Origin of the sequence: Streptomyces sp. NPDC048507, from assembly GCF_043199995.1 — a bacterium.
Taxonomy (GTDB): Bacteria; Actinomycetota; Actinomycetes; order Streptomycetales; family Streptomycetaceae; genus Streptomyces.
In genome coordinates this window covers 672861-696005 of the sequence record NZ_JBICWZ010000003.1, presented here as the reverse complement: position 1 = coordinate 696005, position 23145 = coordinate 672861, and the positions used below count along the sequence as shown (strand labels likewise).

At 73.1% G+C, this 23145-nt stretch carries 21 protein-coding genes and 1 pseudogene; 14 read left to right on the top strand and 8 right to left on the bottom strand.

All coding sequences use genetic code 11. The annotated features are described in order from the left end of the window. The first annotated feature begins 2 nt into the window (after positions 1 to 2). Together ACGFXC_RS12270 and ACGFXC_RS12265 are read left to right on the top strand one after the other, a co-directional pair. Complete coding sequence (locus ACGFXC_RS12270; protein WP_393712022.1) at positions 3 to 1784, top strand: GMC oxidoreductase; 1782 nt, start codon at positions 3 to 5, stop codon at positions 1782 to 1784. Positions 1785 to 1951: 167 nt separating this feature from the next. Beyond that, entirely contained in the window at positions 1952 to 3679 is a 1728-nt protein-coding gene (locus ACGFXC_RS12265) for an LPXTG cell wall anchor domain-containing protein (protein WP_393712020.1), read from the top strand. Between the two features lie 253 nt (positions 3680 to 3932). Here the strand turns inward: ACGFXC_RS12265 and ACGFXC_RS12260 are convergent, their stop codons facing one another. Next, entirely contained in the window at positions 3933 to 4196 is a 264-nt protein-coding gene (locus ACGFXC_RS12260) for a chorismate mutase (RefSeq protein WP_393712019.1), read from the bottom strand. A 207-nt stretch (positions 4197 to 4403) separates the two neighbouring features. After that, the gene (locus tag ACGFXC_RS12255; RefSeq protein WP_393712017.1) at positions 4404 to 4607 is read right to left on the bottom strand and encodes a hypothetical protein; all 204 of its coding nucleotides are present in this window, start codon (positions 4605 to 4607) and stop codon (positions 4404 to 4406) included. A gap of 357 nt (positions 4608 to 4964) precedes the next feature. On the opposite strand from ACGFXC_RS12255, the gene ACGFXC_RS12250 reads away from it, so the two are divergent. The 7 genes and pseudogenes from ACGFXC_RS12250 to ACGFXC_RS12220 all read left to right on the top strand — a co-directional run bounded on the left by ACGFXC_RS12250 (position 4965) and on the right by ACGFXC_RS12220 (position 11687). Then, the gene (locus tag ACGFXC_RS12250) at positions 4965 to 5705 is read left to right on the top strand and encodes a DUF6879 family protein (RefSeq protein WP_393712015.1); all 741 of its coding nucleotides are present in this window, start codon (positions 4965 to 4967) and stop codon (positions 5703 to 5705) included. 19 nt (positions 5706 to 5724) lie between these two features. Further along, the gene (locus tag ACGFXC_RS12245) at positions 5725 to 6567 is read left to right on the top strand and encodes a Scr1 family TA system antitoxin-like transcriptional regulator (RefSeq protein WP_393712013.1); all 843 of its coding nucleotides are present in this window, start codon (positions 5725 to 5727) and stop codon (positions 6565 to 6567) included. Positions 6568 to 6578: 11 nt separating this feature from the next. Continuing rightward, positions 6579 to 7161 (top strand): annotated as a pseudogene (locus tag ACGFXC_RS12240) (DUF5753 domain-containing protein); the annotation flags it as partial. A gap of 117 nt (positions 7162 to 7278) precedes the next feature. After that, positions 7279 to 8871 carry a glutamine-hydrolyzing GMP synthase gene (guaA, locus tag ACGFXC_RS12235; RefSeq protein WP_393712011.1) on the top strand — a complete coding sequence of 531 codons (1593 nt, stop codon included), beginning with the start codon at positions 7279 to 7281 and terminating at the stop codon, positions 8869 to 8871. Between the two features lie 128 nt (positions 8872 to 8999). Next, positions 9000 to 9770, top strand: a complete 771-nt coding sequence (locus tag ACGFXC_RS12230) for a class II aldolase/adducin family protein (RefSeq protein WP_393712009.1) — start codon at positions 9000 to 9002, stop codon at positions 9768 to 9770. 102 nt (positions 9771 to 9872) lie between these two features. Next, positions 9873 to 11138 carry a hypothetical protein gene (locus ACGFXC_RS12225; RefSeq protein ID WP_393712008.1) on the top strand — a complete coding sequence of 422 codons (1266 nt, stop codon included), beginning with the start codon at positions 9873 to 9875 and terminating at the stop codon, positions 11136 to 11138. Between the two features lie 18 nt (positions 11139 to 11156). After that, positions 11157 to 11687, top strand: coding sequence for a DoxX family protein (locus tag ACGFXC_RS12220; RefSeq protein WP_393712006.1), 531 nt, complete (start codon positions 11157 to 11159; stop codon positions 11685 to 11687). Here the strand turns inward: ACGFXC_RS12220 and ACGFXC_RS12215 are convergent. Beyond that, positions 11609 to 11857, bottom strand: a complete 249-nt coding sequence (locus tag ACGFXC_RS12215) for a hypothetical protein (RefSeq protein ID WP_393712004.1) — start codon at positions 11855 to 11857, stop codon at positions 11609 to 11611. The two genes, ACGFXC_RS12220 and ACGFXC_RS12215, sit on opposite strands and share 79 nt — an antisense overlap. Continuing rightward, the gene (locus ACGFXC_RS12210; RefSeq protein WP_393712003.1) at positions 11844 to 13133 is read right to left on the bottom strand and encodes a PspC domain-containing protein; all 1290 of its coding nucleotides are present in this window, start codon (positions 13131 to 13133) and stop codon (positions 11844 to 11846) included. Before ACGFXC_RS12210 ends, ACGFXC_RS12215 begins: the two co-directional genes overlap by 14 nt. 131 nt (positions 13134 to 13264) lie before the next feature. Here ACGFXC_RS12210 and ACGFXC_RS12205 point away from each other — a divergent pair, with 131 nt between their 5' ends. The 3 genes from ACGFXC_RS12205 to ACGFXC_RS12195 all read left to right on the top strand — a co-directional run bounded on the left by ACGFXC_RS12205 (position 13265) and on the right by ACGFXC_RS12195 (position 16445). Then, positions 13265 to 14551 (top strand): PspC domain-containing protein, encoded by a 1287-nt coding sequence (locus ACGFXC_RS12205; RefSeq protein WP_393712002.1) that lies wholly within the window; start codon positions 13265 to 13267, stop codon positions 14549 to 14551. After that, the gene (locus ACGFXC_RS12200; RefSeq protein ID WP_393712000.1) at positions 14548 to 15246 is read left to right on the top strand and encodes a LuxR C-terminal-related transcriptional regulator; all 699 of its coding nucleotides are present in this window, start codon (positions 14548 to 14550) and stop codon (positions 15244 to 15246) included. The genes ACGFXC_RS12205 and ACGFXC_RS12200 overlap by 4 nt, the downstream gene beginning before the upstream one ends. An 86-nt stretch (positions 15247 to 15332) precedes the next feature. Next, the gene (locus tag ACGFXC_RS12195; protein WP_393711999.1) at positions 15333 to 16445 is read left to right on the top strand and encodes an alpha/beta hydrolase; all 1113 of its coding nucleotides are present in this window, start codon (positions 15333 to 15335) and stop codon (positions 16443 to 16445) included. Positions 16446 to 16464: 19 nt separating this feature from the next. On the opposite strand, the gene ACGFXC_RS12190 is transcribed toward ACGFXC_RS12195, so the two are convergent. Continuing rightward, positions 16465 to 17517 carry an NlpC/P60 family protein gene (locus tag ACGFXC_RS12190; protein ID WP_393711998.1) on the bottom strand — a complete coding sequence of 351 codons (1053 nt, stop codon included), beginning with the start codon at positions 17515 to 17517 and terminating at the stop codon, positions 16465 to 16467. Positions 17518 to 17646: 129 nt separating this feature from the next. Then, a complete protein-coding gene (locus tag ACGFXC_RS12185; protein WP_393711997.1) occupies positions 17647 to 18003 on the bottom strand; it encodes a hypothetical protein in 357 nt (118 codons plus the stop codon). A 111-nt stretch (positions 18004 to 18114) separates the two neighbouring features. On the opposite strand from ACGFXC_RS12185, the gene ACGFXC_RS12180 reads away from it, so the two are divergent. Together ACGFXC_RS12180 and pcrA are read left to right on the top strand one after the other, a co-directional pair. After that, complete coding sequence (locus ACGFXC_RS12180) at positions 18115 to 18429, top strand: ArsR/SmtB family transcription factor (RefSeq protein ID WP_393711996.1); 315 nt, start codon at positions 18115 to 18117, stop codon at positions 18427 to 18429. Positions 18430 to 18520: 91 nt separating this feature from the next. Further along, positions 18521 to 21004: a DNA helicase PcrA gene (gene pcrA, locus ACGFXC_RS12175; RefSeq protein WP_393711994.1), complete on the top strand. Its 2484-nt coding sequence runs from the start codon at positions 18521 to 18523 to the stop codon at positions 21002 to 21004. 6 nt (positions 21005 to 21010) lie between these two features. Here pcrA and ACGFXC_RS12170 read toward each other — a convergent pair whose 3' ends face one another. Both ACGFXC_RS12170 and ACGFXC_RS12165 read right to left on the bottom strand, forming a co-directional pair. Then, the gene (locus ACGFXC_RS12170; RefSeq protein ID WP_393712229.1) at positions 21011 to 22480 is read right to left on the bottom strand and encodes a M23 family metallopeptidase; all 1470 of its coding nucleotides are present in this window, start codon (positions 22478 to 22480) and stop codon (positions 21011 to 21013) included. Positions 22481 to 22747: 267 nt separating this feature from the next. Continuing rightward, positions 22748 to 23119 (bottom strand): hypothetical protein, encoded by a 372-nt coding sequence (locus tag ACGFXC_RS12165; RefSeq protein ID WP_393711993.1) that lies wholly within the window; start codon positions 23117 to 23119, stop codon positions 22748 to 22750. Positions 23120 to 23145 lie beyond the last annotated feature (26 nt).

Genomic DNA, 23145 nt, shown 5'->3' with positions numbered 1-23145 from the left:
CCGTGTCGTACGACTACGACGTCATCGTCATCGGATCGGGCTTCGGCGGATCCGTCTCGGCGCTGCGGCTCACCGAGAAGGGCTACCGGGTGGGCGTCCTGGAGGCGGGGCGCCGCTTCACCCGCGAGAGCCTGCCCAAGAACAGCTGGGACCTGCGCAACTACCTCTGGGCGCCGGCCCTCGGGCTGTACGGCATCCAGCGCATCCACCTGCTCGGCAACGTGATGGTGCTGGCGGGCGCCGGGGTGGGCGGCGGCTCGCTCAACTACGCCAACACCCTGTACGTGCCCCCCGCCGCCTTCTTCGAGGACCGCCAGTGGGCGTCCATCACCGACTGGCGCGAGGAACTCGCCCCGTACTACGACCAGGCCAAGCGGATGCTCGGCGTACGGCTGAACCCGACGCTCACCCCCTCCGACGTCCACCTCAAGGCGGCCGCCGAGAAGATGGGCGTGGGCGACTCCTTCCACATGGCGCCCGTCGGCGTGTTCTTCGGCGACGGCGAGGACGCCGGCGGGGCCCCGCCGACGGGACCGGGGCGGGAGGTCCCCGACCCGTACTTCGGCGGCGCCGGGCCCGCCCGCACGGGCTGCACCGAGTGCGGGGAGTGCATGACGGGCTGCCGCCACGGCGCCAAGAACACCCTGAACGAGAACTACCTGCACCTCGCCGAGCGGGCCGGGGCCGTCATCCACCCGATGACCACGGTCACCGCCCTCTCCGACCACCCGGACGGCGGCTACCGGGTCCGCACCGTGCCCACCGACCACCGCCGCACGGGCCGCGCCAAGGTGCTGCGCGCCCGGTACGTGGTCGTCGCGGCGGGCACCTACGGCACCCAGACCCTGCTGCACACCATGAAGGACCGGGGCGAGCTGCCCCGCCTCTCGGACCGGCTCGGCGAGCTGACCCGGACCAACTCCGAGGGGCTGGTCGGCGCCCAGACCGACGACCGCCGCTACCGCAAGCGCCACGGGGAGGGCAGCCGGGCGGACTTCACGCGGGGCGTGGCCATCACCTCCTCGGTGCACCCCGACGCCGACACCCACATCGAGCCCGTCCGCTACGGCAAGGGCTCCAACGCCATGGGGTTCATGACCGTCCTCCAGGTGCCCTACGCCCGCCACCGGGTCCGCGCCTGGTTCGCCCGCACCGCCCGCCACCCCGTGCAGCTGGCCCGTTCGCTGTCCAACCGGCGCTGGTCGGAGCGGACCATCATCGGCCTGGTCATGCAGTCCCTGGACAACTCCCTGACGACGTACCGCAGGCCCGGCGGCCCCGGCAAGGGGCTGCTGACCGCCCGCCAGGGCCACGGCGCGCCCAACCCGGTGCAGATCGAGGAGGCCACCCGGGCCGCGACCCTGCTCGCCGAGGAGATCAACGGTTTCCCCGGCAGCAACGTCGGCGAGCTGATGGGCACCCCGCTGACCGCGCACTTCCTCGGCGGCTGCCCCATCGGCGCCTCGCCGCAGGAGGGTGTGGTGGACCCGTACCACCGGCTCTACGGGCACCCGGGCATCTCGGTCGTCGACGGCTCGGCGGTCTCCGCGAACCTCGGGGTCAACCCGTCGCTGACGATCACGGCACAGGCGGAGCGGGCGATGTCCTACTGGCCCAACAACGGCGAGGCGGACCCGCGGCCCGAGCAGGGGGCGGCGTACGTCCGTCTCACGGCGGTGGAACCGGGCCGTCCGGCCGTTCCGAAGGAAGCCTTCGGTGCGCTGCGGCTGCCCTTCCTGGCCGTTCCCGCGGTGCCTCCGAGGCAACCGGAACCGGATCACTGACCGTGGTGGGTACCGCGCTCCCCCTCCGAGCGCGGTACCCACCGCGGTACAAGAGAGGACAGGCGGTCGCCGAAGAAGGTTGTACCGGAATCCTCGCGCCAGGTCTGTGGTGTCGGTCACAGGGCGAAGGGCGCAACCGCTGCCGGGGTCCGGTGGTCACAGGGTGCATGAGACAGCGCATCTCCCTGCTGGCCGCCTGCGGCCTGGTCGTCGCGGGGCTGGCCACCGCCACCGCCCCCGCGCAGGCCGCGGACCCCGTCCTCACCCCGGCGGCCCCGGCCGCGGACCCCGTCCTCACCCTGGCGGCCCCGGCCGCCCTCGCCCTCGTGCCGCACCCGGCCGACGGCGCGCCGAAGCCGGTGGCGCTGGCCGTCCGGCTGGAGCAGCCGGCCGGCGCGAGCGCCTTCACCGGCCCCGTCACCTTCACCGTCGACCTGGCCAAGGCCGCCGGGGTGGCCACCGTCCGCGAGGTGCCCGCCGCCGGCGCCGCGCCCCGGTGCGCGGCCGTCGCGAGCACGCTCGTCTGCAAGGACGAGGCTGCGCGCGCGGGCTCCCCGCGCGGCATCGACCTGGAGGTCGCCGCCGCGAAGGGCGCCGCCGACGGCGCGTCCGGCGCGATCGCGGTGAGCGGGGCGGGCGCCGGAGTCACCGTCAAGCCGGCCGTCACCGCGGTCACGGTCGGCGGCCCCGACCTGGTGATGGAGGAGATGCGGCTGAAGCGGGACCCCAAGCCGGGGGAGAGCCAGCCGCTGCCGCTCGCGTTCGCCAACCGCGGCGGGCAGCCCGCGCGGGGCGTGGTGCTGGAGCTGGAGGCCAGTCACGGCCTGGAGTTCGGCGAGCACTACGACAACTGCGCGTACCGCATCACCGCCACCTCCACCACCGCGCTCTGCACGGTCGAGGGGGAGTTCAAGGCGGGCGAGAGCTACGAGCTGGCGGGCGACAGCCCCCTGCACCTGAAGGCCACCGCGCACGCCCGCGCGGAGCTGCTCGGCTACGGCATCTACCCGGCGGCCCCGGCGGCCCCGGCGGGCGCGAACGCGGGCGCCGGCGCGAAGCCGGGCGACCAGGCGGCCGGGGACCAGGCGGCCGGGGACCAGGCCGGGAAGAACCCGGCCGGGGGCCGCAAGCTCACCGCGAAGAAGCGCGCGGCGACGCTGACCCCGGCCCTGCGCGGCCCGGACCTCAACCCCGCCGACAACCGGCGCGAGGCCGGCTTCGCCGTCACCAACACCGCCGACCTGGCGGCCGACCCGCTCGTCGTGAAGGGGAAGGCGGGCGCGACCGCCAAGGCCGTCGTCTCCGTGCGCAACCAGGGCCCGGCCTGGGTCTTCGAGCCCCGCTCCGAAGCCCCGGCGGCCGTCGTCGACGTGGCGCTCCCGCCCGGCCTGAAGGTCCTGACGGCCCCCGCGGCCTGCCGTTCCACCGGGGCCGACACCGCGCCCCGCTACCTCTGCGCCACCGGGACCTCGCTGTCGGAGAGCGCGAAGGCCGAGTTCCCCTTCGAGGTGCGGATCGACAAGGCCGTCCCGGACGCCCGGGGCGCGATCACCGTCGGCCGCCCCGGCCCCGGCGGCGAGCCGCAGCGGCACCCGTTCGACCCGGTACTGGCCAACAACCAGGCCGCGTTCACGGTGAACCCCACCGGCCCGGCCCCGAGCACCTCGGGCACGCCGTCGCCGAGCGGTTCCCCCTCCCCGTCCGCCTCCGCCTCCGCTTCGGCCTCGCCGTCGGCCGGCGCGAGCGGCGGGGCCACGGCCGCGGGCGGCTCCGGCTCGCGCGGCCCGCTCGCCTCCACCGGCAGCACCGCGGGCCCGCTCGGCCTGGCGGGGGCCGGGCTGGTCCTCGTCGGGGGCGGCCTGTACGTGGCCTTCCGCCGGCGCCGCACGGCGTAGGAACGCGGAACGCGGAACGGCCGGCCCGGGGCGTCCCCCGGGCCGGCCGTCCTCATGGGTGACCGGGCTGCTGTCCCCTGCCGTCCGGTCACGGACGGAGCGAGGTCCCACGACGCGCGCCCTCGGGCGGCACGTCTCATCGCTCCCCTGGAGCCACGCGTGGTGCTGCGACCCGCGCCTGGCTGACGCGGACTACCCCGAGAACGAAGCCCCCGCGCGGCCGGTCACGCTCCGGAAGGGTGACGAACACCCGTCAGACGCGGCCGCGGCTCAGCTCCAGCAGGGTCATCGCGAGGGCGGTGCCCGGCTTGCCGAGGGCGTCGTTCCAGTGCGCGAGCACCTCCATCTCGCGCGAGAGGTGCACCCGGCGGCCGCCGGAGGTGATCCGGGCCTCCTGGATGACGGCCGAGACGGCCATCCGTTCCTGGATCAGGCCGATGATCCGGTCGTCGAGCGCGTCGATCCGCTCGCGGCTGCCGGCGATGAGCTGCTCGGGGGTGGTGGCGGTGGCGTTCATGTCGGGTCTCCTGGGGGATGGGGGCCGCAGGACCGGAGGGAACGCGAGAGCGCCCCGGTCCTGTCGGACCGGGGCGCTCTGGGAAGTCAGCGGCTCAAGCGAGCATCACGCGGACCCATGGCGACCGGACCGACCGGTGCCATAGGTAAAGAGGAAGCTCAGCTGCTTGCGCATGGACGGATTATTACCCTCCGCCCCCGCCCCGGGTCAACCGGGCCCACATCCCGAGACGACCCGCGCGTGATCGCTGCGCACCCGCCGGAACACCTCGTGCCCGCTGCGCCGCGCGTGCCGCAGCGCCCACTCCTCGGCGGCCTCCTCCTCGTCCTGGGGTCCGGAGTCCGCCGGGCAGCAGTACGCCCGGCAGAACACCTCGTAGGTCACCCCGCCCTCGGGCACGTGCCTCAGCACCGGCCGCGCCCCTGATGCGCCCGGATCTCCACGTCGCAGTCCGACACCGCCGACCGGTCCCCCCGCCGACGGGCCTCCCGACGCTGCCGCCCGAGCGCCGCACAGACGTCACACCCCGGCACGGGTCTGGGGGCGTCCCGGGGGAGGGAGAGGTGGACGGGCGGGCTCATGGTGGTCTGTGATGCCATGAACTGGACGCTAGAGGAGGGGAGTTCGACGCAGGGTCGGCTATGCGCGAAAATTCTCGGACAGTCGACAGCTATGCCCGGAAATTCTTACGCGGCTCTCTCGGGACCGTGGCGGAGCGAGTGATCCCTGCTCGAAGCTGGGACCACCGCCTACGAGAGGGGAAGCGCCATGGCGCGTCGACTGCGATTCAACGGCACAGGCAGTGGGGTCAACGGATGCCCGGCGGTTCACGAGGACGTGGAGAGCGGCGAGGTCATCGTGCACGGACCGCCGCTCACCGATCCCGAGGACATCGCGCAGCTCCGGCACCTGTCGGCCGGGGAAGTGCCCATCGTTGTTCCGCGTGAACTGCTGGTGGACTTCGGCCTCAAGGAGGTCGACCGTGTGCCGCAGATCATTGATCTGGACGAGTTCGACCGGCTGTTCACGCGGTTCGAGCACGTGACCTGGCGGCTGGAGACCCGGCGGCGCTACGCGTCTGACGAAGCCACCAGGACGTATGCGCAGTTCGAGCGGGGCGAGCCCGTGCGCTGGGAGGGGGAGAATCCGGAATGGTGCGCCGAGCGTCGTGAGCAGGTGGCGCTCGGCAAGCGGTTCGAGCGCGTCCGTATCGTTGATGAGCCGGCCACGCGCGGGCAGCTCTACCTGCTCGACAACGCCCGCCGTAACAGCGCGCTGGGCGAGGACATCCGGGTCCTGCGACGCAGCGACGCGGAGCGGCTGCGCCTGCCTGAGGTGGACTTCTGGATCCTGGACTCGCGGACGGTGGCGCTGCTGAACTTCGACGAGGACGACAACTTCGTCGACGTCGAGCTCATCACTGAGCCCGCCGAAGTGCTCCGCTACGCCCAAGTGCGCGACGCGGCATCGCACTACGCTGTGCCGTACGAACAGTTCGAGGCCAAATAGCGGCAATGAACGGGTACCGGTGAGCACGGACTATCAGCAGGCGCGTGAGGCGCTCGGCCTGCGGCTGCGCGAACTGCGTCTCGCAGCTGTCGACGGCCGGCTCACCGGTGCCGGTCTGGCGCGGCGGCTCGGGTGGCCGCAGCCCAAAGTGAGCAAGCTGGAGAACGGCCGGCAGACCGCGACGCCCGACGACCTGCGCGCCTGGGCCGACGGGACCGGTCAGCCGGAGGCGTACGACGAACTGCTCGCCCGGCTCAGGGGTTTCGAGAGCCACATCCGCTCGTGGCGGCGGCAGCTGAGTTCAGGACACAAACCCGTACAGGACGCGCACCTCGCCGCGCACGCCGACGCCACCGTGCTCCGAGGGTGGGAGACGTCCATGATCATGGGGATCCTGCAGACGCCCGACTACGCGCGGTCCCTCTTCACCCGGTACGCCGAGCTTCAGCGCTCCCCCCGCGACACCGAAGAGGCCGTCCGGTCGCGCATGCGCAGGCAGGAGGCGCTCTACGATCCCGGAAAGCGGTTCCACCTGCTGATGTGGGAGGCCGCGCTCCACGCTCGTGTGTGCCAGCCTTCCGTTCTCGCCGCGCAGCTCGACCGGCTGCACGGAGTGGTCGGGCTCGACACCGTGGACCTGGGGATCGTTCCGTTCGGGGCGGTTCTGAAGATCCCGCCGGCCACCCCGTTCTGGATCTACGACGACCAGCAGGTGGTCGTGGAGACCTGGCACGCCGAGCTGTGGCTGGACGACACCGACAGCGTCGCGACCCACCTCCGGGTCTGGGACGCGCTCCGCGAGTCCGCCGTGTACGGCGCCGAGGCGCAGCGGGTCATCGCGCGGGCGAGGCAGGGGCTGTGAGCGGGGACGACGTCCGCCCGTGGCGGGAGCGGCTACGGTCGGGCCACCGCCCCGTGCAGGACGCGATCACGGCCGAGCACGACCGGACCACGACCCTGCGGATCTGGGAGAACTGCGTCGTGGCGGGGATGCTCCAGACGGCCGACTACGCCCGCGCCGTCTTCACCCGCCATGCCGATCTCATGCGTTCCCCGCGCGACACCGAGGACGCGGTGCGCGCACGGGTCCGCCGGCAGGAGGCGCTGTACGACTCCGGGAAGCGGCACCAGATCATGATGTGGGAGGGGGCGTTGCACGCCCGGGTCTGCCCGCCGTCGGTCCTCGCCGCGCAACTCGACCGGCTTCTGGGCGTCATCGGCCTCGACACCGTCGAACTCGGGATCGTCCCCTTCTCCGCCCTCCTGAAGACCCACCCCGGGAACGGCTTCTGGATCTACGACGACCGGCGGGTGGTCGTGGAGGACTGGCACGCCGAGCTGTGGCTGGACGACTCCGACAGCGACCCACCTCCGGGTCTGGGACGTGCTCCGCGGGTCCGCCGTGTACGGCGCCGGGGCGCAGCGGGTGATCGCACGGGCGCGGCGAGCGCTGTGAGCGGGGGGTCGCGGGGCGTCACCGGGGTGGGGGACTCGGATGGTGCGACAAAACCGGGGGTGGCGCCACCGGTAGAATCGACAAAACAGCCACCCTCTTCCGCCGGAAGGCCGCCCCGTGCCAGAAGCACCCTCCGCCGCCCACGACAGCGCCCCGGACACGGTTCTCGTCGTCGACTTCGGCGCCCAGTACGCCCAGCTCATCGCCCGCCGCGTCCGCGAGGCCAGGGTCTACAGCGAGATCGTGCCCAGCACGATGCCCGTGGCCGAGATGCTCGCCAAGGACCCCAAGGCGATCATCCTGTCCGGCGGTCCGTCCTCCGTGTACGAAGAGGGCGCCCCGCGCCTGGACGACTCGCGGGCCCTGTTCGAGGCCGGCGTCCCGGTGTTCGGCATGTGCTACGGCTTCCAGCTGATGGCGACCACCCTCGGCGGCACCGTCGACAACTCCGGTGCGCGGGAGTACGGCCGTACCCCGCTGGCCGTCTCCAAGGCCGGTTCGACGCTGTTCGAGGGCACCCCGGCCAGCCAGTCGGTGTGGATGTCGCACGGCGACGCATGCTCCGCCGCCCCCGAGGGCTTCTCCGTCACCGCCTCGACGGACGTCGTCCCGGTCGCGGCCTTCGAGAACGACGAGAAGCGGCTGTACGGGGTCCAGTACCACCCCGAGGTCATGCACTCCACGCACGGCCAGCAGGTCCTGGAGCACTTCCTCTACCGGGGCGCGGGCCTGTCCCCGTCCTGGACGACCGGCAACATCGTCGAGGAGCAGATCGCGGCCATCCGCGAGCAGGTCGGCGACAAGCGCGCCATCTGCGGCCTGTCCGGCGGCGTGGACTCGGCGGTCGCCGCGGCCCTCGTGCAGAAGGCCATCGGCTCCCAGCTGACCTGCGTGTACGTCGACCACGGCCTGATGCGCAAGGGCGAGACCGAGCAGGTCGAGAAGGACTTCGTGGCCGCCACCGGCGTCCAGCTGAAGGTCGTCGACGCGCAGGAGCGCTTCCTGAACGCGCTCGCCGGCGTCTCCGACCCGGAGACCAAGCGCAAGATCATCGGCCGTGAGTTCATCCGCGTCTTCGAGCAGGCCCAGCTGGAGATCCTCCAGGAGGACGGCCCGGCGGTCGCCTTCCTCGTCCAGGGCACCCTGTACCCGGACGTCGTCGAGTCCGGCGGCGGCACCGGCACCGCGAACATCAAGTCCCACCACAACGTGGGCGGCCTGCCCGACGACATCGAGTTCGAGCTCGTCGAGCCGCTGCGCCAGCTGTTCAAGGACGAGGTCCGGATGGTCGGCCAGGAGCTCGGCCTGCCCGAGGAGATCGTCCAGCGCCAGCCGTTCCCCGGCCCCGGCCTCGGCATCCGCATCGTCGGCGAGGTCACCAGGGAGCGCCTGGACCTGCTGCGCGAGGCCGACGCCATCGCCCGCCACGAGCTGACCGCGGCCGGCCTGGACCGGGAGATCTGGCAGTGCCCGGTCGTGCTGCTCGCCGACGTCCGCAGCGTGGGCGTCCAGGGTGACGGCCGCACCTACGGCCACCCGATCGTGCTGCGCCCCGTCTCCTCCGAGGACGCCATGACGGCGGACTGGACGCGGCTGCCCTACGAGGTCCTGGCGAAGATCTCCACCCGGATCACCAACGAGGTGCCGGACGTGAACCGCGTGGTCCTCGACTGCACGAGCAAGCCCCCGGGCACCATCGAGTGGGAGTAGTCCCCTCCGCGGCCCGAAGGAGCCGCCGTTCCCCTCCGGGGAGCGGCGGCTCCGCCGCGTGTATGGCCTCTTGGGGCGGCCGCCGGTACCTTGCGCCGCGACCGACCCCGAGAAGAAGGAGGGGCCCCGTGGCCGAGCGACCGGTACCCGTGCCCGCGGAGCGGCTCGGCTTCGCGATGCCGCCCGTCTTCGCCACGGCGGAGCAGACCCGGGCGCACCGCAGGGAGCGGCTCGCCGAAGGGCTGCGGCTGCTGGGGCGGCTGGGGTACGAGGACGGGGTGGCCGGGCAGGTCTCCGTACGCGACCCGGAGTTCGAGGACTGCTACTGGGTGAACCCCTTCGGGCGGGCCTTCGGCGCGCTCGGCCCCGCGGACCTGCTGCTGGTCGACGGGGAGGGCCGGGTGCTGGAGGGGGAGCGGCGGGTCAACCAGCTGGCCTTCGCCGTGCACGCCGCCGTCCACCGCGAGCGGCCCGGCGTGGTGGCCGTCGTGCGCACGCAGGGCCCGTACGGCAGGGCGCTGGCCTGCCTCGGCGAACTGCTGGCCCCGGTCACGGAGGAGGCCTGCGCCTTCTACGGGGACCACGCGCTGCTGGACGAGTTCGCGGGGGCCGAGGACCCGGCGCGGATCGGGCGCGCGCTGGGCCCGTACAAGGCGCTGATCCTGCGCAACCGGGGCCTGCTGACGGTCGGGGACTCGGTGGAGGCTGCGGTGTGGTGGTTCCTCGCGGCGGAACGGGCCGCGCAGGTGCAGCTGATCGCGCGGGCGGCCGGGAAACCGGTGCCCATCGACCACCGCAGCGCGGTCGCCACCCGCGGGCGGTTCGGCTCGGATCTGGCCGCCTGGGTGAGCTATCAGCCGCTGCGGGAGGCACCCACAGGGGTGACGTCAACATCATGAACGGTTAATCACCTGCTCTGACATCGTGCGCAATCCGGAGCACTGCCGCAGTGGTGCACAATTCGCTGGCACTGCACCGGAGTTCAGAGAGGCATCACGCACGTGGCTGTCCAAGAGATCCCCCGAAGTACCCACGGCGGCGGCTGCACCTGCGACGACTGCCCCCACGGAGCCCGCGAGGGACACCGGCGGGCGGTGGCCGCCTTCCTGGAGAAGCGCGAGGAGTTCGCCGCCGGTCAGGGCGTCCCGGCCGCCGTCGCCCACTCCCTCGGCGCCTCCCGTCAGTGGGTGTCGGACGAACTGACCCTGTCCGCCCGCACGGTCGCCGACCGGGGCCGGGAGGCCGGGCACTCCTGGCTGTACCTGCTGTCCCGGCGGGCCGTCCTCGCCCTGTGGATCGCCGCCGGGGTGCTGCTGGTGGTCCAGGTCGCCGCGGCGCTCGGCACCGGCTGGTCCGCCGCCCGCACCGCCGCCCTGCTGACGGCCGTCGCCCTGGCCGGGCTGCTCACCGTCGCGGCGCGGGCCCAGTCGCTGCGCGGCGGCCTGCTGGCCCCGCTGGTCGGCGAGGACAACCGGCTGTCCACCTCCAAGGCGGTCCCGGCGGCCTGGCTGGTGCTGACCGCCTTCGCGGCGCTGCTTCCCGCGCTGCGGCTGGCGGCCTCCGCGCCCGGGCCGGAGCGCGACGCCCTCTACGACGGGCTCGCGCTGGGCCGGGCGCTGCCGCTGCTGGCGGTGCTCGCGCTGACGTCCGGGGTGGCGGTGCTGGTGCGCCGGGTGGTCGCCGTACGGATCATGGGGCAGCGGCTGCAGAAGCTCCCGGCGGACCGTCCCGCCGGCGCCGACCTGCTCACCGACGACGCGGGCCGGGGGAGCTTCACCGACGCCCAGTACGTGCTGGTCTCCACGGTGGTGCTGGCCTTCGCGGCGGTGTCGCTGGCCCGGTTCCCGGACCGGCTGCCCCGGCTGCCGTGGTCGCTGGCCCTGCTGGTCGCCCTCTCGGCGGTGGTCTACCTGGCGGCGAAGTACGCCGAGGGCAGCCGTCCGCTCGTGCTGTCGGTGGTGCGCAGACGGGAGCCCGGGGACCTGGACGCGGCCGTCCGCCCCGGGGACGACATCGAGATCCGCGGGGTCGGCTTCGTGCCGCCGGGGGCGCAGACCCCGGAGATGATGGCCCGGCTGGTGGTGCGGATCGGGGCCGTGCACGTCCACGTACCGCTGGTTCCGGTGCCGGGCGGGTTCACCAACCCGTCGGACGCGGTGCTGACCGTGCCCGTGCCGGCGGAGGTCGAGCCGGGCCGCACCGAGGTCCAGGTGGTGACCGCCGCCGGGGTGGAATCCAACCGGTACGGCATCGACGTCGCCGAGTGAACGGGGTACACATGGGGCGTGACCCGAACTGACGTGCCTTCAGGGCTGCCGGCCCCGTCCCTCCGGGAGACGGCCGCCCGCCACGCGCTCCTGCCCCTGCGGATCTTCCTCGGCGTGACCTTCGTGTACGCGGGTCTGGACAAGCTGACCGACTCCGCTTTCCTGTCCGCCACCGGCCCCGGCTCCCTCGGCGAACTGATGCACGGGGTGCGCGACACCGCCGCCGTGCCCGCCCTGGTGGACCTGGCCCTGAAGTCGCCCGTCGGCTTCGGCATCGCCATCGCCGTCGGCGAGCTCCTCGTCGGCCTCGGCGCGCTCGCCGGGCTGCTGACCCGGATCGCGGCCACCGGCGGAGCGCTGATCTCGCTCAGCCTGTGGCTCACGGTGTCCTGGGCGGTCAGCCCGTACTACTACGGCAACGACCTGGTCTACCTGATGGCCTGGATCCCGCTGATCCTCGCCGGGGCGCCCTACCTGTCGGCGGACTCGCTCATCCGGCGGTCGGCCGATCCGGTCGCACCCGCCCGCCGGTCCCGCCGGACGGCGTAGGTCACCATCCCGACCAGTGCGGCGAGCACGAGCCCGCCGACCGCCATCGGGACCACCAGGAACCAGGGCAGGTCCGTCTCCCCGGCCGCGTCGAGCAGGTAGAGCACACCGACCGCGGTCAGGACCAGTCCCGCCAGCAGCCGTCCCGGCTGGAACTCATGACGCCGCACGGTCCACCTCCACCTGTCCCACGCCCGCCTCCAGGCGCAGCTCGATCGTGCCGCCGGCCTCGGTGCCGGCGGCGGGGGGCAAGGTCGCCCGACGGGTCTCCCCGCCGCTCTTCACACGGATGTCGGGGCCGCCCTCCCCGGGGAACTGGATGTCGCCGAGCCGGATGGAGACGTCGGCCTCCGCGGTGACCTCCCGGGGCACGATCACCTTCAGCCGGCCGGCGTCGATGGACGCGGCGACGCTCACGGTGGTGCCCTTCGGCACGTCCAGCCGGCTCAGGTCCAGGGTGGCGAGCCCGGTGCCCGACCGGTACGAGGGCCGTACGTCGGCCACCGCCGCCGGACGCCAGTCGACGTCGCGCCAGTCGGTGCCGATCTCGCGCGGCAGGGCGAGCGAGCCCGCGAGCAGACCGGCGGTGAGAAGGGAGAGCAGCACCGTCCCGAAGCCGGTGCGCCCCTTGAGGGAGCTGACGGCCATGCCCAGTCCGAAGACGGCCAGCGCCGAGGCGAGCCCGACCTGGAGGGCGTGCGCGAGGGTGCTGCCGTGCCACACCGAAGCCGTGCCCGCGGCTCCGGCCAGCAGGGCCAGGACGAACACCCGGCCCCCGATGCCGCCGCCGGACCGCGCCGGGGCGGCCTCGCGCGGCCGCTCCGGCGCCCCGCCGGGCCGCGGCCGGTCCTCGTCGTCCGGGCCCCACAGGTACCCCGCCGACCCGACCGGACCGGTGGTGCCGTCCTTGACCAGCGGATCCCGCCACCACGACGGGCTGCCGGGCACCGGCGGCGCCTGCGTCTCCGGCGGCGCGGGCCGGTGCGCCGCCGGGGCCTCCGCCTCCGCCTCGGGGGCGCGGCGGTGGCGCTGCGACCAGTACGAGGCGGCGCCGAGGGCCAGGACGACCAGTACGGAGAAGCCCCCGATCACCCCGTTGTCCGCCATCGACAGGAACAGGGCGCAGCCCACCAGGGCGCTGAAGACCGCCGCCAGGGTGGCGCCCTCCACCCGGCCGGTCAGCAGCTTCCTGCCCTCGCTGTCCTCCTCGCCGTCCTGGGGGAGCAGCAGCCAGGAGAACCCGTAGAAGATCAGACCGACGCCGCCGGTGACGGCGAGGACGCCCAGCACGATCCGGAACACCACCGGGTCCAGACCGAAGTACCGGCCGAGGCCGCCGCACACGCCCGCGAGGACCTTGTCGTGCTTGCTGCGGCGCAGGGGTGGGCGGCCGTCCGGGGCGGGTGCCCCGGGATCGGCCGGGGGAGCGTCGTGTACGTCGGTCATGGGTCCATGGTGACGGTCCGCCCGGCCCCGCGGCACCGGTCCCGACCCTGGCGCAACCCTGATATCCCCCCGGAGGAACTGGGGGGCTGCCCTGATGCCGCGCCCCGCCCGCGCGTGTGACCCTTGGTGCCATGCCCGTAGCCGCCGCGCCCCGCACGCCGCACCCGCCCGAAGCCGAGGACGTCCCCCAGCGCAAGCTCTACCGCAGCGCCGACGGCCGGATGCTCGGCGGCGTCGCCCGCGGTCTCGCCGGGCACCTCGGGCTGCCGGTGATCTGGGTCCGGCTCGCCTTCCTCGGCATGTTCATGTTCGGGGACGGGTTGGGCGTGCTGCTCTACGCGGCGTTCTGGGTGTTCGTCCCGCTCGGCGTCGGCGGCAAGACCGGCCACCACTCCTTCTTCGAGACCCTGCCCGACGGCACCCGGCGGCTGCGCAAGCCCGACAAGGGGGCCGTGTCCGGACTGATCGCCCTGGCCGTCGGCGCGGGCATCTTCTTCTCGCAGCTGCGCGTCGGCGGGGAGAACGGCCGGTACATCTGGCCGACCCTGCTCGTCGGCGCCGGCGTGGTCCTGGTCTGGCGGCAGGCCGACAACGCCCGCCGCGCCCACTGGGGCGCCGCCGCCGGCCGCCACGGACGCCTGTTCCAGGCCGCCCGGGCGCTGGCCGGGGTGGTGCTCGTCGGTGTGGGCCTGACCGTCTTCATCGTCGTACGGGGCTCCGCCGCCCAGCTGGGCAACGTCCTCACCGCCACCCTCGCCGTGCTCGTCGGCATAGCCCTGCTCGCCGGACCCTGGCTGATCCGGATGACCCAGGACCTCTCCGAGGAACGCCTGATGCGCATCCGCGCCCAGGAACGCGCCGAAGTCGCCGCCCACGTCCACGACTCGGTGCTGCACACCCTCACCCTGATCCAGCGGAACGCCGAGGACGCCGGCGAGGTCCGCCGCCTCGCCCGCGCCCAGGAGCGGGAACTGCGCAACTGGCTGTACCGGCCCGAGGGCACCGGCAAGGACGAGGCCGAGGAGCCCGCCACCCTCGCGGAGGCCGTGAAGAAGACCGCCGCCGAGGTCGAGGACCACCACGGCGTCCCGATCGAGGTGGTCGTCGTCGGGGACTGCCCGCTCGACGAGAAGCTGGCGGCACAGATCCAGGCCGCGCGCGAGGCGATGGTCAACGCCGCCAAGTACGGTGGCGAGGGGGGCCCGGTCCAGGTGTACGCGGAGGTCGAGGGCCGCACGGTCTTCGTGTCCGTACGGGACCGGGGCCCGGGCTTCGACATGGACGCGGTACCGGGCGACCGCATGGGCGTACGAGAATCGATCATCGGCCGGATGCAGCGCAACGGCGGGACCGCCCGGCTGCGGTCCGCGCCCGACGGCGGCACGGAAGTCGAGCTGGAGATGGAGAGGGCGGCATGAGCACCGAGGACAGCGCTGTGAACGAGGCCGGGGGCAGGCAGGTCCGGGTGGTGCTCGTCGACGACCACCGGATGTTCCGCACCGGGGTACAGGCCGAGATCGGGGAGACCGCCCGGACCGGGGTCGAGGTCGTCGGCGAGGCGGCCGACGTGGACCAGGCCGTCACCGTCATCACCGCCACCCGCCCCGAGGTGGTGCTCCTCGACGTGCACCTGCCCGGCGGCGGCGGCGTCGAGGTGCTGCGCCGCTGCGCCCCGCTGATGGCGGCCGCCGAGAACCCGGTGCGCTTCCTGGCCCTGTCGGTGTCGGACGCCGCCGAGGACGTCATCGGCGTCATCCGCGGCGGCGCCCGCGGCTACGTCACCAAGACCATCACCGGCACCGACCTGGTGGACTCCGTCTTCCGCGTGCAGGACGGCGACGCGGTGTTCTCGCCCCGGCTGGCCGGCTTCGTCCTGGACGCCTTCGCCTCCACGGACGCCCCGCCGGTGGACGAGGACCTGGACCGCCTCACCCAGCGCGAGCGCGAGGTGCTGCGGCTCATCGCCCGCGGGTACGCGTACAAGGAGATCGCCAAGCAGCTGTTCATCTCCGTCAAGACGGTCGAGTCGCACGTCTCCGCGGTGCTGCGCAAGCTCCAGCTCTCCAACCGCCACGAGCTGACCCGCTGGGCCACCGCCCGCCGCCTGGTCTGACCGCCGCCCCCGGCCCCTGCGGTGTGATCCACACCGCAGGGGCCGGGGGCAACCGCGGGGCCGCGGCCGGGGTCTTGGGTGGCGTGATGAGCCTGACGGGGACCCCGTTCTTCGCGACCGCGGTCGCCCTGGCCGTGACCGCCGTCGCCCTGCCGCTGATCCTGTGGGGCAAGGTCCGCGGCCCGGCCGCGCTGCGCCTCGCCGCGCGCGGCTCCATGGTGGTCTTCGCCCAGGTCACCGCCGTCCTGCTGGTGTTCGTCGCGGTCAACCGCGACATGAACTTCTACGCGAGCTGGGGCGACCTCCTCGGCACCGGGAAGTACGTCACCGCCGCCCCCGACCTCGGCCCCGACGGCCTCGGCGGGAAGAAGGCCGAAGAGGTCAAGGCCGCGCCCAAGGTCCGCCAGGAGTTCCAGCCCGTCGAGGGCCTCGGCGGACGGGTGCGCAAGACCGAACTCGACGGGAAGATATCCGGGGTCAAGGGCGACGTCATGGTCTGGCTGCCGCCGCAGTACGACGACCCGGCCTACAAGGACCGCACCTTCCCCGTCGTCGAGCTCATCCCCGGCATCCCCGGGACCGGCAAGTCCTGGTTCCAGGGACTCAAGGCGCACGAGGTGCTGGAACCCCTGATGAAGCAGGGCAAGGTGCAGCCCTTTGTGCTCGTCTCGCCGCGCGCGATGCTGCTGGGCAACGCCGACACCGGCTGCGCCAACATCCCCGGCAAGGTCAACGCGGACAGCTGGTTCAGCGTCGACGTCCGCAAGATGGTCACCGACAACTTCCGCGTCTCCGGCGAGGCCCGCAGTTGGGGCGTGGCCGGCTACTCGGCCGGGGCGTACTGCGCCGCCAAGCTCGCGATCCTGCACCCCGACCGCTACGGCGCGGCCGTCTCCCTGTCCGGCTACAACGACCCCGGCCAGGAGCCCTCGTCGCTGGTCGCGCAGGACCCGGAGCTGCGCCGCACCCACAACCTGAAGGCGGTGCTGCAGGCCGCCCCCGCGCCGCCGCCGGTGGCGCTGTGGATGTCGGGGGCGGAGCAGGACGGCTACCTGTCCGGCATGGACCTCAAGGCGCTCGCGAAGAACCCGACCACGGTGCACGCGGAGAAGGTGACCGGCGGCCACAACCTGGAGTCGTGGTCGAAGCAGCTGCCGCAGACCTTCGACTGGCTCAGCAAGACGGTGAAGGCTCCGTAGGGGGCGTCGTGACCGGCCGCTACGCGGGGCGGGCGGCTCCCGCCCAGGGCATGGAGTCCACCGGCGCCAGGCGGACCGTCGAGCCGGGGCGCGGGGCGTGGATCATCTGGCCGTTGCCGACGTACATGCCGACGTGCGTGACCCCGGAGTAGAAGAAGACCAGGTCACCGGGGGCGAGCTGGTCCCGGGAGACCCGCCGGCCGGCGTTGATCTGGGTGTAGGTGGTGCGGGGCAGGGAGACCCCGGCCGCCCGCCAGGCCGCCTGGGTCAGGCCCGAGCAGTCGTACGAGCCCGGGCCCGTGGCGCCCCAGACGTACGGCTTGCCGATCGCCGCGTACGCGAACGCCACCGCGCGGGCGGCCCGCGAGCCGTCGGCGGGGGCAGGAGCCGGGGCGGCGGCCCCGGCGGTGACGGCGCCCATCGGGGCGGCCCCGGCCGGCCCGGCCTCGTACGCCGCCCGCTGCTCGGCGGTGAGGCGGGCCAGCAGCCGGCGGGCGGCGGCGGTCCGGCCCTCGATGACGGCCTTCTGCCGCTCCAGTTCGCCCTGCCGGGCCCGCAGCTCCGCGAGCCGCCCGGCGGCCCGGTCGCGCAGCTGCCCCACCTCGTCGAGGCCGCGCCGTACGGCGGCCACCTCGGCGGCGGTCCGGTCCCCGGCCCGGGTCAGCAGGGAGGCCCGCTCCAGGTAGTCCTGCGGGTCGGTGGCCGTCGCCAGCTGGAGGGCCGGACCCAGGCCGCCGCTGCGGTACTGGGTGGCGGCCAGCGATCCGAGCGAGCGCCGGGCGGTGTTCAGCCGGTCCGCCTTGCGGGCGGACTCCTCGCGCAGGGCGGACAGCTCGCGCTCGGCCTCGTCGGCCTTCACCTTCGCCCCGTTGTACCGTTCCGTCGCCTCCTCGGCCTCCCCGTACAGCCGGTCGACCTCCGCCCCGACCTGGGCGGGAGTGGGCTGGGGGTCGGCCTGCGAGGTGCCCTCGAAGGCGGTGGCGGTGGCAGCGCCCGCGAGGACGAGGGTCGCGGCGGTCCGTACGGCGCCGCCGGAGAGCAGGCGCTGCCTGGGCTTTCGATGACTGGCCACGGGGGCCTCACGTCCTTCCGTCGGTCTTGGGGGAGGACGCTAAACCGCAAGGTAACGGGATGATGACGAGATGCGCGGAACTGGCCCTCCGTGACCGCGAATGACCGGAAGGGGGCCGTTCGGTGGCGGTCAGTGCCAGAGGACGGCGATGAAGATGTTGGCGACGGTCAGTCCGCCGACCGCGGCGAAGAGGCCCTTCTCCACGTGCTCCTCGTCGCGCTTGACGTAGACGATCGCCAGGATCACGAAGAGGACCGCGAGCTTCACGCCGATCTTGACCATGTTCAGGGGCGCGCCGTCGCCCATCTCGTGGAAGCCGACCAGCAGGACGCCGGTGACCAGCATGGTCAGCGCGCCGTGCAGCATCGCGGGCACGAAGCGGGCCGTGCCCGCCCCCATGGCCTTCATCTGGGTCAGGAACCCGCCGAGGAGGGAGGCGATGCCGATGATGTGCAGGCCGACGAACACCTGGGTGAGGACAGTCATGCCGCCGAGCGTACGGGGCCGCTCCGGGCGCCCCGACGGCGGTGTTCGCCCGGCCCGGAGGGGCCCGCGGACCGCGGACGGGCCGTACGGGACCTGCGTAGGGTGAACCCCATGCCGCCCGCCCCCGCCGCCGAGCCGACCCACCCCGCAGCCGACCGGATCGAGCTGGCCGCCGTCCTCGCGGCACTGGGGCACCCCGCCCGGCTGGAGATCGTCCGCAGGCTGGCCGCCGTCGAGGAGTCCTGCTGCGGGGACGTGGTGCCCGGCCTGCCCCGCTCCAGCGTCACCCACCACATCAGGACCCTGCGCGAGAGCGGCGTGATCCTCCAGCACCCCCGGGGCCGCAAGCACCTGCTCGCCCTGCGCCGGACGGACCTCGACAGCCGCTTCCCGGGCCTGCTGGACCTCGTACTGGCCTGCCGCTAGGCGCCCGCCGCCCCGCCCGGGCGTGCGGATCCCGGACGATTTTCCGGGGGCGGGACCGGCTGTCGGTCCGGCCCCCTAAACTCGGAAGGCGATGAGCAGCCTCTTTGACGACAGCTTCCTGGCGGACCTCGGCCCCACCGACGACGTCCCGCCGCCGCCCGAGGACCACCCCGCCCCGGAGCCGGGCGCGGACGACCTCTTCGGGGGCCGGTTCGACGTACCCATGAGCGGGGACGCGTACTACCGCGACGGCGCCCCCAAGCCGGTCATCGACCCGGCGGCGCTCCTGGACGGCCTCAACGAGGAGCAGGCCGCGGCCGTGGTGCACGCGGGCTCGCCGCTGCTCATCGTCGCCGGAGCCGGCTCCGGCAAGACCCGGGTCCTGACCCACCGCATCGGGCACCTGCTGTCCGCGCGGCACGTCCACCCCGGCCAGATCCTGGCGATCACCTTCACCAACAAGGCCGCCGGCGAGATGAAGGAGCGCGTCGAGGGCCTGGTCGGCCCGCGCGCGAACGCCATGTGGGTCTCCACCTTCCACAGCGCCTGCGTACGGATCCTGCGCCGCGAGTCGAAGCGGCTCGGCTTCACCTCTTCCTTCTCGATCTACGACGCGGCCGACTCCAAGCGCCTGATGGCGCTCGTCTGCCGCGACCTGGACCTGGACCCGAAGAAGTTCCCGCCCAAGTCCTTCAACGCCAAGATCTCGAACCTCAAGAACGAGCTGATCGACGAGGACGCCTTCGCCGCGCAGGCCGCCGACGGCTTCGAGAAGACCCTCGCCCAGGCGTACGCCATGTACCAGGGCCGGCTGCGCGAGGCCAACGCGCTCGACTTCGACGACATCATCATGACCACCGTCCACCTGCTCCAGGCCTTCCCGGAGGTCGCCGAGCACTACCGGCGCCGTTTCCGCCACGTGCTGGTCGACGAGTACCAGGACACCAACCACGCCCAGTACACCCTCGTGCGCGAGCTCGTCGGCCCCGGCTACCCGGACCTGCCGCCCGCCGAGCTGTGCGTGGTGGGTGACGCCGACCAGTCGATCTACGCCTTCCGCGGCGCGACCATCCGCAACATCCTCCAGTTCGAGGAGGACTACAAGGACGCCACGACGATCCTGCTGGAGCAGAACTACCGCTCCACGCAGACGATCCTCTCGGCGGCCAACGCGGTCATCGAGCGCAACGAGAACCGCCGCGCGAAGAACTTGTGGACCCAGGCCGGCTCGGGCTCGGTGATCACCGGCTACGTCGCGGACACCGAGCACGACGAGGCCCAGTTCGTCGCCGACGAGATCGACCGCCTCACCGACGCGGGCGACGCCAAGGCGGGCGACGTCGCGATCTTCTACCGGACCAACGCCCAGTCCCGCGTGTTCGAGGAGATCTTCATCCGCGTCGGGCTGCCCTACAAGGTCGTCGGCGGCGTCCGCTTCTACGAGCGCAAGGAGGTCCGCGACGTCCTCGCGTACCTGCGCGTCCTGGCGAACCCCGAGGACAACGTCCCGCTGCGCCGCATCCTCAACGTGCCCAAGCGCGGCATCGGCGACCGCGCCGAGGCGATGATCGACGCGCTCGCGCTGCGCGAGAAGATCACCTTCCCGCAGGCCCTGCGCCGCGTGGACGAGGCCTTCGGCATGGCCGCGCGCTCCACCAACGCCGTCAAGCGGTTCAACGTGCTGATGGAGGAGCTGCGCACCATCGTCGACTCCGGCGCGGGCCCGGCCGTCGTGCTGGAGGCGGTGCTGGAGCGCACCGGGTACCTCGCCGAACTCCAGGCGTCCACCGACCCGCAGGACGAGACGCGCATCGAGAACCTCCAGGAACTCGCCGCCGTGGCGCTGGAGTTCGAGCAGGCGCGGGACGAAACCAACCCGGGCACCCTGGCCGAGTTCCTGGAACAGGTCGCGCTCGTCGCCGACTCCGACCAGATCCCGGACGAGGACGAGGACGGCAGCGGGGTCATCACCCTGATGACCCTGCACACCGCCAAGGGCCTGGAGTTCCCCGTGGTGTTCCTGACCGGCATGGAGGACGGCGTCTTCCCGCACATGCGCGCGCTGGGCCAGACCAAGGAGCTGGAGGAGGAGCGCCGCCTCGCCTACGTCGGCATCACGCGCGCCCGCGAGCGGCTGTACCTGACCCGGTCCGGCATGCGCAGTGCGTGGGGCACCCCCTCGTACAACCCGCCCTCGCGGTTCCTGGAGGAGATCCCGGCCGAGTACCTCCAGTGGAAGCGGACCGGCGCCTCGCAGAAGCCCGCCGGGCCGGTGCGCGGCTCCGGCTACGGTGCGGGCACGGGCGGCGGCAAGGCCTCCTTCGGGCAGTCGCCCGAGGCGTTCCTGTCCTCGTCGCGCACGAAGTCGGGCCCGTCCGGCTTCGCCACGCGCCGCGCCACCGACAAGCCGGTCATCGCGCTCGTCGTCGGGGACCGGGTGACGCACGACCAGTTCGGGCTGGGCACCGTCATGGAGGTCCGGGGGGCCGGGGCGGACGCCCAGGCCACCATCGACTTCGGGGACGACAAGCCGAAGCGGCTGCTGCTGCGCTACGCGCCGGTGCAGAAGCTCTAGCGGGGACTACGTCGGGTCCAGGTCGTGGCTGCGCAGCCACGACAGGGGGTCGATCGCGGCGCCCGCGCCGGGCCGCACCTCGAAGTGGAGGTGCGGGCCGGTGGAGTTGCCGGAGTTGCCGGAGTAGGCGATGACGTCGCCGGCCTTGACCTTGCCGGACCGGATCTTGGTGCTGCTGAGGTGGCAGTACCAGGTCTCGGTGCCGTCGGGCGAGGTCACTATGGCCATGTTGCCGTAGGCGCTGTTCCACTGCGTGCGGACGGTGCCGTCGGTGGCGGCCATGACCGGGGTCCCGTAGGACACCGGGAAGTCGATGCCGGTGTGCACCGACATCCACATGCCGCCGGCCTGTCCGAAGCCGGCGCTCAGGCCGTGCTGGGTGACCGGGATCGCGAACTTGGGGCGGGCGGCCTCCTTGGCCGCCGCCTCCTCGGCCCGCTTCTTCTTCTCTTCGTCCTGGCGCTGCTTGAGGTCGATGCGCTCCTGCGTGCGGCTCGCCCGGTCGGCGAAGTCGCCCGCGTCGGCGCTGAGCGCGGCCAGCTGCGTGTCGAGCTTGTTGTTCGCCGCGACGGGCTTCACCGAGGCCGGGTCGGCGGCGGCCAGCGTGGTCGGCTGCTCGGCCGGCTTGTCGGTGCCGGTGAGCCCGCCGACGGAGGCGGCGGCGACGCCCGCGACCCCCATCACACAGGCGGAGGGGACGGCCACGGTCAGCAGGGCGGACCGCTTGGCGGGCGTGCGGCGGCGGCTGTTGCCGGCCGCGCCGCCCTGGACGCCGCCCTTGACGTCCTTCTTGACGTCCTTCCTGGGGTCCTTCTTGCCGGCGGCGCGGCGCGCGGAGCGCGGCTCGGCGGGGGTGACGGGCATGGCCTGCGTGGGCAGGTCGTGCACGGCGTCGGTGAAGACCGGCTCGCGCTCGAACCCGGCCTCGGACATGGCCCCGAACCCGTTTGCGTCCGGCAGGGACAGGGGCTCGAAGACGGAGGTCTCCTCGGCGGCGAACGCGTACGGATCGACGCCCGGGCCCGCCTCGGTGACGGCCGGGACGACCGTCGTGGCCTCGTAGCCGGCGTAGGGGTCGGCGACGGGCTGAGGGGCGCCGCCGCCGTTCCAGGCGGTGGCGTCGTAGCTGCCGGTGTCCTGCCCGTACCCGGGAAGGGTCCAATGCCCGCTCTGCTCCGCGCCGGTGGGGTCGTAGCCGAAGTCGGGGGCCTGGTAGGCGGTGTCGGGCTGGGACCAGGCGCTGGTGTCCCACGACCCGGTGGCGTTCTCGGGAACGGTCTGGGCCGGGACGCTGGAGAGGTAGGACTCCTGCGAGGTCCACGCGGTGGTGTCGTACGAACCGGTCGCGGTGGACGGGTCGTAGCCGCCGCCGGTGGCGTAGTCCGTGACGTACTGGTAGCCCTGACCCTGCGTTTCATAGGAAACGTATGTCTGGTCACCAGCGAAAGTGGTGGTGGAAAGGCCGTCGTATCCCATTTCGGGGTACTGGCCCGACGTGGGGCGGTCGTTCACCAACTTCTCTTTCGCCTCGGCAGTGGGGGGCCTGGGTGGCCGGGGAACTCAAGGTTCCACGGAGGAGAGCAGTGGCGTGACTGTACCCGCCGGTTACTCGCCACGACAATCTTCGGCGGGGTCCGGTCTGACGGGAACCGGGCATTCGGCGGCCTTTCGGTCGCCGGAACACTCAGCCTTGGCCTGGAGTTCGAAATCTGTTCGACTTCGGGCCCGCGGTCGGCGGCGGACTCAGTCGGTGGTGAAGGCGGCCAGCGCCAGCAGCAGGGCGAAGGGCACCGGTATGAGCGCCGCGGAGCGCAGCCACAGGTGACGCCGCTCCTTCGCCGGCAGGACCGCGTCCACGACGAGGACCGCACCGAGCATCAGCACACCCGTCACCACCAGCAGGAACAGGACGGCCGTGGAGTGGTCGAGGGTGTGGAAGTCGCAGTCGGAGAGGGCTGGGTCGGAGAGGTCGGCCGTGCTGTGGCAGTCCATGGGCAGGTACTCCGTCACCACCCACCACAGGAGGTAGAGCGGGATGACGGCGGGCAGGCCGAGGGCCAGGTTGGCCAGTACGGCCGCCCAACGGCCGCGGCGCGGCGCGGCGTCGCCGCCCATGTGCCCTCCCCGGGATGACCGTCCGG